This window comes from Streptomyces sp. NPDC005963, assembly GCF_040638655.1.
Lineage (GTDB): Bacteria > Actinomycetota > Actinomycetes > Streptomycetales > Streptomycetaceae > Streptomyces.
In genome coordinates, this window is the sequence record NZ_JBEXVD010000035.1 from 52,624 (window position 1) to 69,992 (window position 17,369).

Sequence of the window (17,369 nt, forward strand, 5' to 3'; positions counted from 1 at the left end):
CCGGTGAACGTAGGTGTGGGAGGTCTGCCGGCGAATCGGCCGCGGCACCGACATCAGGCCCTTCCCGCGGAGGACTTGGCCGCGGGGTCATCCCAGCGACGTACGTCTCGCGGGCAGTTCCCCCCTCGCGCAGGCTGATGCGGGCGGGACGGGCGGGCCGCACAATGAGCCGGTGGGCACAGCGGACCGACACGAATGGCGTCGACAGTTGCGCACGGCGTTGCGCCCGGAGGCGAGGGCCGCGCCGCTCTCGCGCACGGCGATCCGTGCCGATGTGGTGCTGGCCGTCGTCCTGACCGTCATCGCCGTGATCGTGGCGGCGCGCTATCCCGGCAGCGGACCGGTCAACATCAAGCAGGACGCCCCGTATCCGCTGCCGCCGATCCCTCCCCCGGGCGTCCACGTACCGGAGGTCGAGCGTCCTGCGTCGCTCTGGCCGCTCGTCGTGCTGTCGGCGCTGCCGCTGGCCGCCCGGCGTCGGTATCCGCTGGCCGCGTTCGCCGTGGTGATGTGCGCGACGCTGGCCCTGGACGAGCAAGCCACCTGGATGACCGTGGTGACCTGTGTGATCGGCGCCTACGGCGCGGTCGTCCACAGCCGCTATCGGACGGGGGCGATGGTCGGGCTGGGTGTCGCCGCGGTGCTGGCGGGCTTTGCGTTCCGCGAGACCGAACCGATCCTTCCGGGCTGGTCGAGCCCCGCCGTCGTCCTCCTGATCGCCGGGGTGTCGGCGAGCCTGATCCGGATCTGGCGGCGGCAGTTGGCAGCGGGACGGGAACGGTACGCCCGGTTGCAACGGGACCAGGACGAGGCCATGCGCCGAGCCGTCGAGGAGGAACGCTCGCGGATCGCCGCCGAACTGCACGACGTGGTCACCCACCATGTGAGCGTGATGGTGATCCAGGCGGGTGCGGCGCGCAAGGTGATGGACGTGGCGCCCGAGCGGTCGAAGGAAGCACTGCTCGTGGTGGAGGCCGGCGGGCGGGCCGCGATGGCCGAACTGCGCCAGGTGATGGGCCTGTTGGCCGCCCCGGACAACGAACGCCCGGACGGCCTTGAGCCGCAACCCGGACTCGAACGGCTCGACGCCCTGGTGGAGCGGGTGCGAGCCGCGGGAACGCCGGTGCACATCGCGGTGTCGCTGCCGCCGGACCCGCTGCCGCCCGGGGTAGACCTCACGGCGTACCGCGTCGTCCAGGAGGCGCTGACCAACACCATCAAGCACGCGCCGGGCGCCACCGCCGCCATCCTGATCGGTCACACCGAGACCTGTCTGGAGATCGAGGTCACGGACACCGGTGGTGTGCGGGCCACCGGGCCGGTGGGCGGCAATGGGCGCGGGCTGATCGGACTGCGCGAGCGGCTGGCCGTCTACCGGGGCGAACTGACGGCCGGGCCGACCCTCGCCGGGGGCTATCGGATCACGGCGCGAGTCCCCCGGAGGACCGTGTGAACCGGCAGCCCTTGAGGGCCGTCATCGCCGATGATCAGGCGCTGGTGCGCACGGGTTTCGGAATGATCCTCGCCGCCGACGGCATCGAGGTGGCGGCGGAGGCGGCGGACGGCGCCGAGGCCCTCGCCGCGGTCCGGCGCACCCGGCCGGACGTCGTCCTCATGGACATCCGGATGCCGCAGATGGACGGCATCGAAGCGACGCGCCGCATCGTCGCGAACGGCGACCACAACGACACCCGCGTCATCATCTTGACCACCTACGACCTCGATCACTACGTGTACGCGGCGATCACCGCAGGTGCCAGCGGCTTTCTCCTCAAGGACGTCAGCCCGGAGCAGTTGGTGGCCGCCGTGCGCATGGTGCAGTCCGGCGATGCGCTGCTCGCACCGACGATCACCCGTCGACTGATCGAGCGGTTCGCCGAGCGTGACGAAGCGAGCCCCGCCATCGTGCGCCGGGACCTGTCGGGACTGACCCCGCGCGAGCTCGAAGTGCTCCGCCTGCTCGCGACGGGCCTCAGCAACGCCGAACTAGCCGAGCGGCTGTTCCTGAGTCCGACGACGGTCAAGACGCATATCGGCCGCATCCTGTCGAAGCTGGACCTGCGCGACCGCGTGCAGGCCGTGATCCTGGCGTACGAGACCGGTCTGATCGCCCCGGGGGACGGTGCCCGGCCCCGCTCACCGGGGAGCGACGGCCACTCCCTGACCTAGCGGACCTGGGATCGCTCTTTCGGATCTTGCGATGGGCCCTAGAGCAGGCCGAGCTGGGTGACGAGCATCGCCAGGACGACGACCAGGGTCCATCCGACGACGTGTTCCAGCACGCGGGAGCCGTCGTCGGGTCCACCGGTGCGGGTACGGGCACGGGTCTCGCTGGCGTAGGTGTTCATGGGCGTCTCGCTCGGTCGGCGGGGTGCGCGTCGGCCACGACGGGCACGGTGACCCGACCACAGTGCCAGCGCCGCCGACCGGATGGTAGAGACGCAGATCACCCTGCCCGCGAGCGCTCTCGGACCGCTAGCGCCGCGGGCCATCCGACTCCGTGCGCCACAAGGGCGGGCTCGCGCCTTGAGCCAGGACCACGGGACGTCGCTGTGCCGCACGCCACGTCCACGAACACGGGACCGGCCTGCGGAACCATCGCCCGGAGGATGCCTGCGAGCGCCCGCCAACGGCTCGGCGAGGAGCAACGGCTCCCCCGGGCGGTCAGCGCACCCCGAGCGAGTGCAGGACCCGTCGCTGTCCCGCACTCGCGCGCTGCGGCCAGTAGAGGTAGCAGACACCGCCCGTCCCCGAGGTCACCTTCCCCTTGGCGTCGTACCGCTTGGTGCGCAGCCACACGTTCTCGAACTCGCGGCGGCGGTAGACCCGGCGCACGGCCTCGTTGTCGGGGGCGGCCGGATCATGGGCGATCACGTCTCCGTCGGGGGTGAACCCGACCACCGCCATCAGATGGCCGGCGGTGCCGTAGCCCGCACCCGTGAGTTCGTCCGCGAGGAAGGACTGCGAGGTGATGACCGGGATCCCGGCGCCGATGAGGCGTTCCAGATCGGTGAGTGAGGAGAGCCGGGTGACGACGGCGTTCATCTCGCGGTAGGTCGCCGCGTAGGCGGCGTTGAACGCCCAGTTGCCGCAGCCCTCGTACTGGTGATCGAAGGTGAACCGGGCTGCGTGGCAGATCTGGGGATCGTCGAGGTCGGGACGGACCCAGGCCAGTTGCTGCGCGGTGGGGCGGTGTCCCCAGAACTCGATGACCATCTGCGACGAGGTGGGGCTGCACCAGGCCTCTCCCCCGTTGTCGTACTGCGGGTAGCGGCCGATGTGGGTGTTCTGCGAGTAGCGCGGCACCGCCAGTTCCCGGGCGTGCCGCGGGGGTGCGGCGGGCACGGTGAATCGGTCGGGGATCGCCGAGGCCATCGCACCGAGTCGCCACACTGTGGGCGTCGCACGGGTACCGGGCCGCCGGTAGAGGGTCAGCCGCAGCCGGTACCCCTCGATCCACCGTCCGCTCGCCGGATCGTCGACGGCCAGGGTGTCCGTCCAGACCGATGCCTTTCCGTCCGTCTGTCCGTCCACCGAGGCGCGCCGGACGTCTCCGTCGTCAGCCGCCCAACGGCCCATCACCAACCAGGGGGACTCGGTGGAGTCCGAGTGGGCGGCGAGCAGTTCGACCTGGAGCCAGGTGCCGGGCGGAGTGTCCGCGTTCCAGGAGGGGATCACTTCGGTCGCGGGCACGCGGCAGCGGTGGAGGGGCGAGGTCCACGTCGCGTACTCCCAGGTCTCGGTGCGTCCGGTGTGCGGATCGGTGTGGTCCACGACTCCCACCGGCCGGGCGATGGCGACGGCCGGCCGCCGACCGGGGACGGTCCGGACTCCGGCGGCTGCTCCTCGGCGCCAGTCCAGGAAGGAGGTCCAGAACCGGTGGTCCACCTGACGGTCCCGCGATGGGTCCGCGCCCGCGGCGCCCGGTGGGTGCGGTAGCGCGGGTGCGGCGGCGGACAGCGTCCCCGCTCCCGCCGCCACCGCGACGGCGGCGCTCAGGAGGGTTCGGCGCGAGGTCGCTCTGGCCATGGGTTCCCCAGGTTGAGGTGCGTGGCATGTGCATGGATACGCGGAGGCCACTATGGCCGGTCACGGGCGGAAAATTCCAGCATCGACCCTCGCGTCCCGTGACCAATGTGAACCGGTGCCGACCGCAGGGGGCGAGGACGCGGTCCGTCCGCGACGTCTCCTAGGCTGATCCGATGCACGATCTCCCACTGCTGGCCACCGGGGTGCGCGCCCTCGCCCCCTCCTGCGGACCGGTGCGACTGGTGTCGGTCGACGGGCACGCAGGCTCGGGCAAGAGCACGTTCGCGGGCCGGTTGGCGGCGGCGCTCGGCTCGGAGTCCGAGCCGGTTCCCGTCCTCCATCTGGACGACCTCGCCAGCCATGCCGAGCCCTTCGCCTGGACTGATCGGATGCTCGCCCAGGTGATCGCACCCCTGTCCGAGGGCCGCCCGGCGCACTACGCACCGTACGACTGGGATGCACGACGCTTCACCCGACCGCGGCGCCTGGCCGCCGCACCCGTCGTCCTGATCGAGGGCGTCGGAGCCGGCAGGCGTGCCCTACGACCCCATCTGGCCGGTCTGTTCTGGATGGACCGGGACGCATCGAGTTCCTGGCAGCGGGGGCGACAGCGGGACGGAGAGGCACTCACCGCGTTCTGGGACGGCTGGACGGCGGCGGAGAGAGGGCACTTCTCGGCCGACCCGTCCCGCCCGTACGCCGCTGGACTGGTGCAGGAGCGACCCGAGGGGTATGCGGTGCTTCCCGGACCCGATATCACCTCAGAACTGAATCGTTTCATCACACTGAGTAATCGGAGCTAATCGCCCTACCGGCCGGTCGGAAATCTGCCGGAAGACTGTCTGAACTCTGCTTGACCGACCGGGCCAACAGGTCTTACGTTCTCAATGTGCGGCTTTTCAGTCGCCCAGGACTCGAAGCCCCCGGTTGTTCCCCCGTGACCGGGGGCTTCGTTCTGCCCGTCGCGCGCACCGCTTCGACCGGCAACTATCACTCTGGGTCACCAGGATCCGGATCACTTCAGGACACCCTTAAGCTTGGCCTGCTCACGCGGGTACGATGCTCTGCGGTGGGTCAATTCCCGTCCGCGGCAAGGCGGTTCAGAACGTTTCCCGCGTCGCCCACCAGGCGGGGGATCACCAGCATCGCAGGTGCTCTTTGTGGGGGACTGATGGACATCGGCACACAGGGCGCACCGGTCCCGGCCGACCTTGCCTGGGTGCGTGGCGTCGACGCGTACACCATGGGGGCCTACCCCCAAGCGGAGGAGGAGTTCCGCACCGCTGTGCGACTCGACCCCCAAATGGCCGACGGTTGGCTCGGACTCCATGCACTGCGCGTGGACACCACGACCGCCCTCTTGCGGATGTACCGCGCCCGGGACCGCTTCGGCGAGCAGCGCTCCCGGCACAGTCGCACCCTTAACTCCTGGTACTGGTTGGGCTGGTGGGTCCAGCCCGTGTTGGAGAGCCCCCGGGACCTGCTGCTGGCCCATGCATCGCACTGGCTCGACGGCCGGCACGTCCCCGAGTTGGACCGGGCGCTGGCCGGGCTGCCGCCCATCGACACCGACACCCAGGTGCGCTTCCTCCACGCCTGCCGCTCCTACCTGGTCAAGGACTGGGAACAGTTGGTGCGCCACACCGAACCCCTCGTCAACGATCCGCTCCTCGGCATCGAGGCCGGGCTGTTCGGCGGGATGGCCCGGGTGCGGCTGGAGATGTACCGACAGGCCGAACCGCTGCTCGCCACCGCTCTGATGCGCTGCCGCAGCGAACAGCCCCAGCGCAAGGAACTGCGGTACTGGCTGGCCCGGGCGCGGGAAGGCGCCGGGCGCAGCGCCGCCGCGCTCCCCCTGTACCGGGCGGTCCACCGCATCGATCCCGCCTTCATGGACACGTCCGCCCGGCTCGCGGCCATCTCCGAACTCGACGGGCTCGGGAGCCTCGACGGCTTCGACGGTGTCCACGACCCCGAGGAGCCCGCCGGACTGGCGGTCTCCTTCGCGGGATTCGGGCAGGACACCATCGAGGTGGCGGAGGGCGAGCCCGGGACGATCGACGGCGCACTGGGCACCGACCCCCAGACCCAACTGCCCGGCGCCGTGCCGTCGGCGCCCGTGTCGGATGCGATCCGCCAGCGGGCCGTCGTACCACCGCAACCGACCCCGCCCCAGTTCCCCGCGGGCCCCACCGATCCTGCGCTGCTCGCCCAGGCCCTGTCCGAGTTGGAGCGGATGGTGGGTCTGGATCCGGTGAAGCGGCAGGTCAAAGCCTTGTCAGCCCAGTTGGAGATGGCGCGGCTCAGGGCCGGGCAAGGACTCCCGGTGCAGCCACCGAAGCGTCATTTCATCTTCTCCGGCCCCTCCGGCACGGGCAAGACCACCGTCGCCCGCATCCTGGGCCGGGTGTTCTACGCGCTCGGTCTGCTCGGTGGTGACCATCTGGTCGAGGCCCAGCGCTCCGACCTGGTGGGCGAATTCCTCGGGCAGACCTCGGTCAAGGCCAATGAGTTGATCGACTCCGCGCTCGGCGGTGTGCTCTTCGTCGACGAGGCGTACAGCCTCTCCAACACGGCCTACTCCAAGGGGGACGCGTACGGCGACGAGGCGTTGCAGGTCCTGTTGAAGCGCGCCGAGGACAACCGGGACCATCTGGTGGTGATCCTCGCGGGCTACCCGGAAGGGATGGACCGGCTGTTGGCCACCAACCCGGGGTTGTCCTCCCGCTTCACCACGCGGGTCGACTTCCCGTCGTACCGGCCCCTGGAACTGACGGCGATCGGAGAGGTGCTCGCCGCGGAGAACGGGGACATGTGGGACGAGGAGGCCGTGGACGAACTGCGTTCCATCAGCGGCCACGTCGTGGACCAGAGCTGGATCGACGAGTTGGGCAACGGCCGCTTCCTTCGCACGCTGTACGAGAAGAGTTGCGCCTACCGGGACCTGCGGCTGTCGGGCTACCCCGGCACGCCCACCCGTGAGGACCTCGCCACCTTGCGGCTGCCCGATCTGATGCAGGCGTACGGAGAAGTGCTCTCGGGGCGCGGTCCCCTGCGGCGCGGACCGCAGGACCCTCCGCTGGGGTGAGGCGCCCGCCCACCGCGTTCGGACGGGCGGGCGCTCTCGCACACGGCGACTACTGCGCGGCGGAGGTGCCCGAGTGGGCGTCCGCGAGGGCGCGCAGCGCGCGGGCGTCGGTGATCGCGCGCTGCCGGGCGATGCCCGGCTGGATGCCGAGGACCGGCAGGCTGGTGCCGTCGCTGAGGTCGAGGAAGACCCAGGGGTCACCCGGTCGGAGGTTCACCCGGAGGATCTCCGCCCACTCCAGTCGGCGCACCCGGGTGATGTTGACGATCGTGACACCGCTCTCCTCGGCGACGACCTTGGGGCGGCTGAGCAGCCACAGTCCGCCGAGGAACAGCAGTGCGGTGAAGACGAAGCTGATGCGCTCGCCGGTGCTCAGCCGCTCCAGCGTCACGGCCACGGCGGTGATCACGAGGAACATCACCGCACCGACGGTCAGCAGGACGACACGGGTGTGGGTGGGGCGGAAGGTGACCGGGAGTGCGGGGGGCTGCTGCGCAGGGGGGGTGGACATGGTGTCGGGGTTCTCTCAGAGCCGGCAGGCGTGGATGGCGGTGGTGAGGATGGCTCGGGCGCCCAGGTCGTAGAGGTCGTCCATGATGCGCTGGGCTTCCTTGGCCGCGACCATCGAGCGTACGGCGACCCATCCCTCGTGGTGCAGGGGGGAGATCGTGGGGGATTCGAGGCCGGGAGTGAGGGCGACGGCCTGTTCCAGGTGCTCGACCCGACAGTCGTAGTCCATCATCACGTAGCTTCGGGCCACCAGGACGCCCTGGAGGCGCCGGAGGAACTGCTGCACCTTGCCGTCCTCGGCGTCGGCGCCGGTGCGTCGGATCACCACGGCTTCGGAGGTCATGATCGGATCGCCGATCACCTCAAGACCGGCGTTGCGCAGCGATGTACCGGTTTCGACGACATCGGCGATGATCTGGGCGACGCCGAGTTCGATCGCGGTCTCGACCGCACCGTCGAGGTGGACGACGGAGGCGTCGACACCGCTGTCCGCGAGGTGCTTGGCGACGATCCCCTCGTACGAGGTGGCGATGGTCATCCCGCCGAAGTCGGCCACGCCGCCCGCCGTGCCGGGCTTGGTGGCGTAGCGGAAGGTGGAGCGGGCGAATCCGAGTTGGAGGATCTCCTCCGCGTTGGCGTCCGAGTCGAGCAGCAGGTCACGGCCGGTGATCCCGATGTCGAGCCGGCCGGAACTGACGTAGATCGCGATGTCCCGGGGGCGCAGGTAGAAGAACTCCACCTGGTTCTCGGGGTCCACGAGCACCAGTTCCTTGGACTCCTTGCGCTGCTGGTAGCCGGCCTCATGGAGCATCGCCATCGCAGGTCCGGACAGTGAACCCTTGTTGGGGACGGCGATGCGCAGCATGAGGTCGGCTTCCTTACGTGAGGTGCGGGATGTGGGCTGGTACGGGAAGGGTCTGGGGCTCAGAGGTGGGCGTAGACGTCGTCGAGGCTGATCCCGCGCGCCACCATCATCACCTGGACGTGGTAGAGCAGCTGGGAGATCTCCTCGGCGGCGGCTTCCTTGCCCTCGTACTCGGCGGCCATCCAGACTTCGGCGGCCTCCTCGACGACCTTCTTGCCGATGGCATGGACGCCCTTGTCCAGGAGCTCGGCGGTACGGGAGGTGGCGGGATCGCCGTTCTCCGCCTTGAGCTGGAGCTCGACGAAGAGTTCTTCGAAGGTTTTGTTCGCCATGATGGTCTCAGGGTACGGGGTCCGGGGCGACTGCTCAGCGCCAGGGTTCGCTGACCGTGCGCAATGTGGCGGCGGTCGCGACGGCCGCGGTGACGGCCTCGTGGCCCTTGTCCTCGCTCGATCCCTCGATGCCCGCACGGTCCAGTGCCTGCTGCTCGGTGTCACAGGTCAGCACGCCGAATCCGATGGGCACTCCGGTGTCCACGGCGACCTGGGTGAGCCCCTGGGTGACGCCCTGGCAGACGTACTCGAAGTGCGGTGTACCGCCGCGGATGACGACGCCGAGCGCGACGATGGCGTCGTAGCCGCGGCCCGCGAGCACCTTGGCGACGACGGGGAGTTCGAAACTGCCGGGGACCCTGAGCAGGGTGGGTTCGTCGATGCCCAGTTCACCGAGGGCGCGCAGGGCCCCGTCGACAAGACCGTCCATGATCTTTTCGTGCCACTGGGCCGCGATGACGGCGACGCGGAGGTCTTGGCAGTTGCGTACGGACAGTTCGGGTGCGCCGTGGCCGCTCACACTTCTCCTTGGGGACTGGTACGGGGTTGGTGGACTGGGGCGATGGTCACTGGTTGCCGCAGGCGGGTGCGACGGGCGCGTCCAGCCAGGGCAGATCGTGCCCCATCCGGTCACGCTTGGTGCGCAGATAGCGAAGGTTGTGCTCACCGGCGTGGACGGGCATGGTCTCCCGGCCGTGGACGACGAGTCCGTGGTCGACCAGCGCCGTGATCTTGTCGGGGTTGTTCGTCATCAGTCGCAGGCTGCGGACGCCGAGGTCGACGAGGATCTGGGCGCCTGCGGCGTAGTCGCGCGCATCGGCGGGCAGTCCCAGTTCCAGGTTGGCGTCGAGGGTGTCCCGTCCGCGTTCTTGGAGTTCGTAGGCGCGGAGCTTGGACATCAGACCGATGCCGCGGCCCTCGTGCCCACGGAGATAGACGACGACGCCCCTGCCGACGCTGGCGATGTGTTCCATGGACGCCTGGAGTTGGGGACCGCAGTCGCAGCGCAGGGAGTGGAACACATCGCCGGTCAGGCACTCGGAGTGCACCCTCACCAGCAGGTCTTCGCCGTCGCCGATCTCACCGTGGACGAGGGCGACGTGTTCGACGCCGTCCGTGCGGGAGCGGTAGCCGAAGGCGGTGAAGCGGCCGAAGGCGGTGGGGAGGTCCACCTCCGCTTCCCGGACGACCAGGGGTTCGGCGGCGCGGCGGTAGGCGATCAGGGCCTCGATGGAGATGATCGTCAGTCCGTGCTTACGGGCGAAGGGGATCAGTTCGGGCAGGCGGAGCATGGCGCCGTCCTCGCCGGCGATCTCCACGATCGCTCCGGCGGGCCGCAGCCCGGCGAGGCGGGCGAGATCGACGGCGGCTTCGGTGTGGCCGTTGCGGGTGAGAACGCCACCGGGTCGGGCCCGCAGCGGGAAGACGTGCCCCGGGCGGACGAAGTCGTCGGGCTCGGCGTTTCCGCTCGCCAGCAGGCGCAACGTGGTGGCGCGGTCGGCGGCGGAGATGCCGGTGCTGATGCCGTAGGTGGGTGCGGCATCGACGGAGACCGTGAAGGCGGTCTGGAGGGACTCGGTGTTCCGCTCGACCATCTGGGGCAGTTCGAGCCGGTCGAGTTCGTCGCTCTCCATGGGGGCGCAGATCAGCCCTCGGCACTCGCTCATCATGAAGGCGACGATCTCGGGGGTGGCCTTCTCCGCGGCGATGACGAGGTCTCCCTCGTTCTCGCGGTCCTCGTCGTCGACGACCACGATCGGACGGCCCGCGGCGATGTCGCGGATGGCCTGCTCCACGTCGTCCAGTTCGAACTCGTTCCCCCGGTCGCCAGGGAGCCGGCCGTCGGGGAGCCGGTCGGGACCCGTCGGTACGGGAGCGATCGCGGCGCCGGGGAACGCGGGCGCAGCGCGGGTCGAGGGGGACGGTACGGGCGCGGGCAGTGGACGGGAGGTCATGCCGGGGCTCCTTCCAGAACCGGAGTGCGGGAGCGCAGCCACCAGTCACGCAGTCCCCACAGGACCAGCGCGAAGTAGACCACGTAGACCAGGCCGGAGAAGGCGAGGCCGCTGCTGAAGGCCAGGGGGACGCCGACGAGGTCGACGAGCAGCCAGGCGAACCAGAACTCGACCAGCCCGCGCGCCTGGGCGACCATCGCGACGAGCGTCCCGACGAAGATGTACGCGTCGGCCCACGGGCTCCAGGACAGCGAGGGGTACAGGGTGAACAGACCGCCGACGGCGAGGGTCCCGAGGACCGCCCCACCGGCGAGGAGTCCGCGTTCCTTCGCGGTGGCGAACCTGATGGCGATGGAGCCGTCCTGGGCGTGCTGCCGTCCACGGGTCCACTGGCGCCAACCCCACAGTGCGACGACGATCACCAGGAACTGCTTGCCGACTCCCCCGGTGAGCTGGGCGGAGGCATAGGCGGCGATCAGGATGACGCCGGACAGGAGTTGTGCGGGCCAGGTCCAGATCGACCGGCGCCAGCCGAGGGCGAGCGCGATCAGTCCCATGGTGTTCCCGACCATGTCGGACCATTTGATGGCCTGTCCGAAGGCGCTGAAGGCTTCGGAGTTCAGCCAGGACAGGGCGCTCATCGGCCGATGTCTCCCGTCCGGGCGTCGAGCAGGCGCTCGACGTACTTGGCGATGACGTCGACCTCCAGGTTGACCGGGTCACCGGGCTGCTTCACGCCGAGCGTCGTCAGGGCGAGCGTGGTCGGGATCAGGCTGACGGTGAAGAAGTCCGCGCCGGCCTCGACGACGGTGAGGCTGACGCCGTCGACGGTGATCGACCCCTTCTCCACGATGTAGCGGGCGAGGCCATCGGGGAGGGAGATTTTGACGACCTCCCAGTTCTCCGATGGGGTCCGCTCGGCGACCGTGCCCACGCCGTCGACGTGGCCCTGGACGATGTGTCCGCCGAGGCGCCCGCCGACGGCCGTGGGACGCTCCAGATTGACCCGGGCTCCCGTGGACAGTGCCCCCAGGCTGGATCGCTTGAGGGTCTCGGCCATCACATCGGCCGTGAACTCGCCGTCGCCGGTCTCGACCACGGTGAGGCAGACGCCGTTGACGGCGATCGAGTCGCCGTGCCGTGCGCCCTCGGTGACCAGGGGTCCGCGCAGTCGGAAGCGGGAGGAGTCGCCGAGGTTCTCGACGGCGGTGACCTCACCCAGTTCTTCGACGATTCCGGTGAACACTTCAGCTCTCCTTGGGGGCGGTGGCGGGGACGGCGGTGATGCGCAGATCAGGCCCGATGCGTCGGGTCTCGGTCATGTCGAGCCGCAACGCCTGGGCGATCGTGGTGATTCCTGCGTCGGCGAGGGCGCTCGGGCCCGCGCCGAGGAGTACGGGGGCCAGATAGCCGATGACCTTGTCGATGGCACCCGCCGCGGCGAACGCGCCGGCGAGGGTGGGGCCGCCTTCGAGGAGTACGGAGCGGACTCCGCGCTCGTACAGGGCGTCGAGGAGCGCGGGCACTGACAGTCCGCGGTCGGCCCTGGGCAATCTGAGGATTTCGGTGCGGTCAGATCGACCAGTCCCGCCAGAGCGGTCAGTACGGTCGGAGCAGTCAGTACGGTCAGTACGCTCAGTGCGGTTTTCAAGGTCGCTGACGGCGTCTTCGGCGACCGCGATCAGGGTGGGCGCGGCATCGTCGAGGACCCGCGCCCCGGGCCGTACCGCCGTGCCTTCCGTGTCGACGACGACCCTCAGCGGCTGTACGGCACCGGGTATCCCCCGTACGGCGAGGTGGGGGTCGTCGGCGCGTGCCGTGCCGGAGCCGACGATGACGGCGTCCGCTTCGGCGCGCAGCCGATGGACGTCCGCGCGGGACTCGGACGAGGTGATCCAACGGCTGCTGCGGTCCCGGGCCGCGATCCGACCGTCGAGGGTGGCCGCGTACTTCCAACTGACGTGGGGGCGGCCGGTGCGCTCCGAGGTGAGCCACGCGGTGTTGCCCGCTGCGGCCTCGGCGGCCAGCAGGCCGGACTCCACCCGCACTCCAGCGGCGCGCAGGGTGTCGGCTCCGCCCGTGGCCCGGGGGTTCGGGTCGGCGACCGCATAGACGACGCGGCTGACCCCCGCTTCGACCAGCGCGGCTGCACAGGGGCCGGTGCGACCGGTGTGGTTGCAGGGTTCGAGGGTGACGTAGGCGGTGGCACCACGGGAGCGGCCTACGGCTTCGCGCAGGGCGTGGATCTCCGCGTGCGGGCCGCCGGCGCGCTGGTGGTGGCCCTCACCGACGGTCCGGCCCGAGGCGTCGACGATCACGCATCCGACGGTCGGATTGGGGCTGGTGGAGCCGAGTCCGCGGGCGGCGAGTGCGATCGCGCGCTGCATGGCGGTGGTGTCGGCTGCGGTTGCCACCGGGTCCTCCTGCCTTTCGGGCATGGACTCCGGGGCCTGTCATGACGACAGGGAGCGGGACGTCGAACTCTGGTGCACGCCGGACCGCCGAATGCGCCGATCGCCGGTGTGGCGATCAGCCGATGACGGCCGGCAGACCCCAGGGGACCACCCGCCGCGCACTGCCTCCCATCCGGACTTTAACCGTCGGTCCAGGAATTCCACCTGGTCAGCCGGCCACTGGCAGTGGACGGGTCGCGGACTATAACCGCCGGTTCGGAATTTCACCGACCCCGGAGTGCGCTTGCTGCTGATAACAAGGCCAGTGTGCCATGAGGGCCCGTGGACCAGACAGGTGACGAGTTGTGCGGTGACTCACAGCGAGCTCTTGACAAACGCAGTAGCGGTAGCCACACCTCCGCTTAACCTCGGTCGCCGGCGGCTCGATCCCGACCTATTGACCCCTATGGTCTAGTCCATTTAATGTCGGCGGCACCTCCGCACGCGCGCGGGGTAGTGGACGCTCGGCGGCGGAGTCCCGGCCCTTGCCGCCGTCGGGCTTCCATCATCCGGGGCGCATGACCACGCCCCCCGAAACCGGCAGCGGGCCCGGCCCCTCCGCACGCCCGTTCGCGCTCCCCATGTGACGTCTGTCACGCTGGACGCATGGCCACGATCCTGGTGACGGGCGGAACCGGCACCCTGGGCAGAGAGGTCTGCGAGCGGCTGCGCCGCGGCGGGCAGGACGTCCGGGCGCTCAGCCGACGCTCCCCCGAGTACCCCGTGGATCTACGGGAGGGCACCGGCCTCGACCGGGCGGTCGACGGCGTGGACGCGATCGTCCACTGCGCTTCGACCCCGCGCGGCGGTGACGACCAGGCGGCGACACACCTCCTCAAAGCCGCCCGGGAGGCCGGCGTACCTCATCTCGTCTACATCTCCATCGTCGGCGTGGACCGTGTGCCCCTCGGCTATTACCGCGTGAAGCGCCGGGTGGAGCAACTGATCGAAGAAGCCGGACGCACCCGTCCCGACCTCGGCTGGACCGTGCTGCGAACCACCCAGTTCCACGATCTGGTGCTGCGCCTGCTGGCGGGGGCGGCTCGGCTCCCGGTGCTGGCGGTACCGGCGGGCGTCAGCGTGCAGCCCATCGAGGTGCAGGAGGTGGCGCAGCGGTTGGCGGACCTCGCCGTGGGGCCGCCGATGGGGCGGGCACAGGACATGGGCGGACCGGAGGTCCGCTTCCTCCGGGACCTGGCCGAGCTCTATCTGTCCACCACGCACCGCCGACGCACGGTCCTCCCGGTACGACTGGCCGGGCGCGCCTACGCCGGGTTCAGGGCAGGTGGCCATCTGGCCCCGGAGCAGTCGGTGGGAAAGGTGACGTTCGCCGAGTTCCTCCAGCGTGGAGCGGGGTAGCGGACCATCTCCCGCTCAAGGAACGGGCCCAAGAAGGCACAGCGGATGCGAAGGGGCGACTGACCGGCGAATCGCCCCGGACGGAGTCAGCCGCCGGGGCCGAAGAGTTCGTCCTGCGCCACGTCCCGGGCGGTGATCAACGCCCCGCGGAGGACCGCCGTCCCGCCCAACTCCCCCGGACGCACTTGGGTGGGCAGCGGAGTGAGCCCCGCCAACCGGCTCTCGACGAGGGAGGCGAGTTCCGCGCCCCCGGCCAGTCCGACTTCCCCGCCGAGCACGAGGAATCCCGGGTCCAGGATGGAAACCACCGACGCGGCGCCGAGGGCGAGCCGATGGGCGAGCGCGTCGAGGAACTCGTCCCGTCCGGCCGCCAGGGCCTCGGTGACCAACGCGGCAGCAGCGGACCCCCGCGGCTCGAACACCTTGTCCCCCAAGATGGCGGCGGTGTCGATGCCCCGCTCCTCCGCGAGGGCGACCACGGCGGTGGAGCCCCCCAGCGAGTGGAATCCGCCGCCGCAGTCCGTGGCGGAGGGCAGTCCGCGTGTACCGGGAACGGGGAGGAAGCCGATCTCGCCCGCTCCACCCGATACGCCCCGGCGCAGTTCGCCGTCGAGGAAGAGTGCGGCGCCGACGCCGTCGCCGAGCCAGAGGAAGACGAAGGTGTCGTGGTCACGGCCGGCTCCGGCGCGCTGTTCGGCGACTCCCGCCAGATTCGTCTCGTTCTCCAGGACGATCCTCGCCGGCAACCTCTCGTGCAGGGCGGCCACCAACTGTCGGTGCCAACGCGGCAGCCCCGAGGTGTTGCGCAACTCCCCCGTGGTCGGATCGATCAGTCCGGGCATGCCGACGCAGACGCTGTGCAGCCGGTCGGCACCCGCTTCGCGCACGGTGCGCTCCAGCAGGGCCGCGGCACGCTCCACCGCCGGCTCGGTGTCGATACCGCCGTCCATGGGCATGGAAGCCTCTGCGAGCGTGGCCCCGAGGAGGTCTGCGACCACCACGGCGATGCTCTGGGTGCGGATGTCGAGGGCCGCGAGATGGGCCCGATCGGCGACGAGCCCGTACAGCCGGGCGTTGGGCCCGCGGCGCTCGGCTCCCGACTCGCCCACGACCTGGATCAGGCCGGAGCGTTGGAGCCGCTCGACGAGATCCGCTACGGACGGGCGCGAGAGTCCGGTCCTGGTCTTCAACTGACCTGCCGTCAACGGACCTTCACGCTGGAGCAGCTTTAGCGCCACCCGGTCGTTGATGGCCCGGGCGGTGCTCGGAGATGCGGGCATGGGCCCAATCTTTTCAGATTGACCCGAGCACTATTTAACAGGCAGGCTTCCTGATAATTTACGCCAACACCTTCAACGGGGAGGGACCTCGTCATGACCACCTACGCGGCAGCACGAGCACGTCAGCGGGTGAAACGGGCCCGGTACGCCATCGCGGTGACGTTCTGTGCGCACGGCGCAGTGACCGGAAGTTTCGCCACGCGCATTCCATGGATCCAGGACCACACGGCGATCAGCGCGGGCCAACTCGGGCTCGCCCTCGCCTTCCCCGCGCTCGGCGCATCCCTGACGATGCCGCTGGCGGGCAGGATCATGCACCGCTTCGGTGCCCGTCAGGCGCTGAGCGCGCTCCTCGCCCTGTGGACGCTCTCCCTGACCCTGCCCTCGCTCGCCCCGGGAATGTTGACCCTCTGCGGCGCCCTCTTCCTGATGGGCAACGCGGCGGGCATGTCGGACGTGGCGATGAACGCGATCGGGGTGGAGACCGAAAGGGAGGTGGGCCGCTCGATCATGTCGAGCCTGCACGGCATGTGGAGCGCGGGCGCACTGATCGGTTCGGTGGGAGGGACGTTCGCCGCCCATCTGGACGTCGACGCCCGGGTCCATCACACGATCGCGGCGCTGGTCCTGACCGTCATCGGGGTGACCGCAGCCGAGCGCGTGCTCGACGTGCGCGGCACGCCCGACGAGGAGCCGCCGCCCCGCTTCGCGCTGCCGCCGAAATCAGCGCTGGTCTACGGTCTGGTCGCGTTCTGCGCGGTGTTCGCCGAAGGAGCCAGCCTCGACTGGTCCGCGGTCTACCTCAGGGACGAACTGCACACGTCGGCCGGGCTCGCCGCGGCGTCCACCACGGCCTTCGCCCTGACGATGGCGGTCGCCCGGCTCGCCGGAGACCGGGTCGTCGACCGCTTCGGGCCGGTCCGCACCGTCCGGTGGAGCGGAATCGTGGCCGTACTCGGCGGGTTGCTGGTGGTCCTGGCACCCGACCCCTACACCGCGATGGCGGGGTTCGCGTGCATCGGCCTGGGCATCGCCGTGGTCGTCCCCCTCGCCTTCGCGGCGGCGGGGCGCAGCGGCCCCAACCCCAGTCAGGCCATCGCGGGCGTCGCCACCATCACCTACACCTCGGGGCTGATCGCCCCGTCGGCGATCGGGGCGGTCGCGGACGTGACCAGTCTGGTGTTCTCCTTCGGGCTGGTGACGGCACTGGCCTGCGGGCTTGTGGTGGGCGCGCGAGTGCTCGGACCGCGGGCGGGCGACCGCGTGAAGGAACCGGGGGACGCACTGCGGTCGGGCAGCCGACCGTAACGGGATCGTACGCAGCACTCCGGCGTGAACCGGTGGCAGTCCGGTGGCAGGTGCGGCGGAGGGGCGAAGCGCCGATCCCCCTTCACTGCGCCGCCCGGGGGGGTGCCCCTATGGGTTTCGTCAACCTGTGGGGGTGGGTTGGGGGTCGTAGAAGGTGCCGTCGCGGAGCATTGCGAACAGCACGTCGGCT

General features: G+C 70.3%; 17 protein-coding genes and 1 riboswitch. Of the genes, 6 read left to right on the top strand and 11 right to left on the bottom strand.

Translation table 11 applies throughout. The features are described from left to right. Window positions 1–172: 172 nt before the first annotated feature. A complete protein-coding gene (locus ABZ348_RS31480; RefSeq protein WP_358938869.1) occupies window positions 173–1,453 on the top strand; it encodes a histidine kinase in 1,281 nt (426 codons plus the stop codon). Beyond that, window positions 1,450–2,169 (top strand): response regulator transcription factor, encoded by a 720-nt coding sequence (locus tag ABZ348_RS31485; RefSeq protein ID WP_358938870.1) that lies wholly within the window; start codon window positions 1,450–1,452, stop codon window positions 2,167–2,169. The genes ABZ348_RS31480 and ABZ348_RS31485 overlap by 4 nt, the downstream gene beginning before the upstream one ends. Before the next feature lie 38 nt (window positions 2,170–2,207). Here ABZ348_RS31485 and ABZ348_RS31490 read toward each other — a convergent pair whose 3' ends face one another. Beyond that, window positions 2,208–2,348, bottom strand: coding sequence for an SCO1431 family membrane protein (locus ABZ348_RS31490; protein ID WP_358938872.1), 141 nt, complete (start codon window positions 2,346–2,348; stop codon window positions 2,208–2,210). Window positions 2,349–2,664: 316 nt separating this feature from the next. Further along, window positions 2,665–4,029, bottom strand: a complete 1,365-nt coding sequence (locus tag ABZ348_RS31495; RefSeq protein ID WP_358938874.1) for a peptidase C39 family protein — start codon at window positions 4,027–4,029, stop codon at window positions 2,665–2,667. 173 nt (window positions 4,030–4,202) lie between these two features. On the opposite strand from ABZ348_RS31495, the gene ABZ348_RS31500 reads away from it, so the two are divergent. Both ABZ348_RS31500 and ABZ348_RS31505 read left to right on the top strand, forming a co-directional pair. Further along, complete coding sequence (locus ABZ348_RS31500) at window positions 4,203–4,832, top strand: hypothetical protein (RefSeq protein ID WP_358938876.1); 630 nt, start codon at window positions 4,203–4,205, stop codon at window positions 4,830–4,832. Between the two features lie 368 nt (window positions 4,833–5,200). Next, window positions 5,201–7,117, top strand: coding sequence for an AAA family ATPase (locus ABZ348_RS31505; protein WP_358938878.1), 1,917 nt, complete (start codon window positions 5,201–5,203; stop codon window positions 7,115–7,117). 49 nt (window positions 7,118–7,166) lie between these two features. On the opposite strand, the gene ABZ348_RS31510 is transcribed toward ABZ348_RS31505, so the two are convergent. The 8 genes from ABZ348_RS31510 to ribD are packed head-to-tail and all read right to left on the bottom strand — an operon-like array spanning window position 7,167 to window position 13,193. After that, window positions 7,167–7,628 carry a PH domain-containing protein gene (locus ABZ348_RS31510; RefSeq protein ID WP_358938880.1) on the bottom strand — a complete coding sequence of 154 codons (462 nt, stop codon included), beginning with the start codon at window positions 7,626–7,628 and terminating at the stop codon, window positions 7,167–7,169. Window positions 7,629–7,643: 15 nt separating this feature from the next. Further along, on the bottom strand, window positions 7,644–8,492 hold the full coding sequence (hisG, locus tag ABZ348_RS31515) for an ATP phosphoribosyltransferase (protein ID WP_358938882.1): 849 nt from the start codon (window positions 8,490–8,492) through the stop codon (window positions 7,644–7,646). Between the two features lie 59 nt (window positions 8,493–8,551). Beyond that, complete coding sequence (locus ABZ348_RS31520) at window positions 8,552–8,824, bottom strand: phosphoribosyl-ATP diphosphatase (protein ID WP_358938883.1); 273 nt, start codon at window positions 8,822–8,824, stop codon at window positions 8,552–8,554. Between the two features lie 34 nt (window positions 8,825–8,858). Further along, window positions 8,859–9,344, bottom strand: a complete 486-nt coding sequence (ribH, locus tag ABZ348_RS31525) for a 6,7-dimethyl-8-ribityllumazine synthase (RefSeq protein WP_358938885.1) — start codon at window positions 9,342–9,344, stop codon at window positions 8,859–8,861. Window positions 9,345–9,390: 46 nt separating this feature from the next. After that, window positions 9,391–10,779, bottom strand: coding sequence for a bifunctional 3,4-dihydroxy-2-butanone-4-phosphate synthase/GTP cyclohydrolase II (locus ABZ348_RS31530; RefSeq protein WP_358938887.1), 1,389 nt, complete (start codon window positions 10,777–10,779; stop codon window positions 9,391–9,393). Then, window positions 10,776–11,420, bottom strand: coding sequence for a nicotinamide mononucleotide transporter family protein (locus ABZ348_RS31535; RefSeq protein ID WP_358938889.1), 645 nt, complete (start codon window positions 11,418–11,420; stop codon window positions 10,776–10,778). Before ABZ348_RS31535 ends, ABZ348_RS31530 begins: the two co-directional genes overlap by 4 nt. Then, window positions 11,417–12,025, bottom strand: a complete 609-nt coding sequence (locus ABZ348_RS31540) for a riboflavin synthase (RefSeq protein ID WP_358938891.1) — start codon at window positions 12,023–12,025, stop codon at window positions 11,417–11,419. Before ABZ348_RS31540 ends, ABZ348_RS31535 begins: the two co-directional genes overlap by 4 nt. Before the next feature lies 1 nt (window position 12,026). Next, a complete protein-coding gene (ribD, locus tag ABZ348_RS31545; RefSeq protein WP_358938893.1) occupies window positions 12,027–13,193 on the bottom strand; it encodes a bifunctional diaminohydroxyphosphoribosylaminopyrimidine deaminase/5-amino-6-(5-phosphoribosylamino)uracil reductase RibD in 1,167 nt (388 codons plus the stop codon). A 154-nt stretch (window positions 13,194–13,347) separates the two neighbouring features. Beyond that, window positions 13,348–13,478, bottom strand: a riboswitch (FMN riboswitch). A 360-nt stretch (window positions 13,479–13,838) separates the two neighbouring features. Between ribD and ABZ348_RS31550 the strand changes: the two genes are divergently transcribed. Then, on the top strand, window positions 13,839–14,591 hold the full coding sequence (locus tag ABZ348_RS31550) for an NAD(P)H-binding protein (protein ID WP_358938895.1): 753 nt from the start codon (window positions 13,839–13,841) through the stop codon (window positions 14,589–14,591). An 86-nt stretch (window positions 14,592–14,677) separates the two neighbouring features. On the opposite strand, the gene ABZ348_RS31555 is transcribed toward ABZ348_RS31550, so the two are convergent. Further along, entirely contained in the window at window positions 14,678–15,871 is a 1,194-nt protein-coding gene (locus ABZ348_RS31555) for an ROK family transcriptional regulator (RefSeq protein WP_358938896.1), read from the bottom strand. 93 nt (window positions 15,872–15,964) lie between these two features. On the opposite strand from ABZ348_RS31555, the gene ABZ348_RS31560 reads away from it, so the two are divergent. Further along, window positions 15,965–17,179 (top strand): MFS transporter, encoded by a 1,215-nt coding sequence (locus ABZ348_RS31560; protein WP_358938898.1) that lies wholly within the window; start codon window positions 15,965–15,967, stop codon window positions 17,177–17,179. Window positions 17,180–17,369 lie beyond the last annotated feature (190 nt).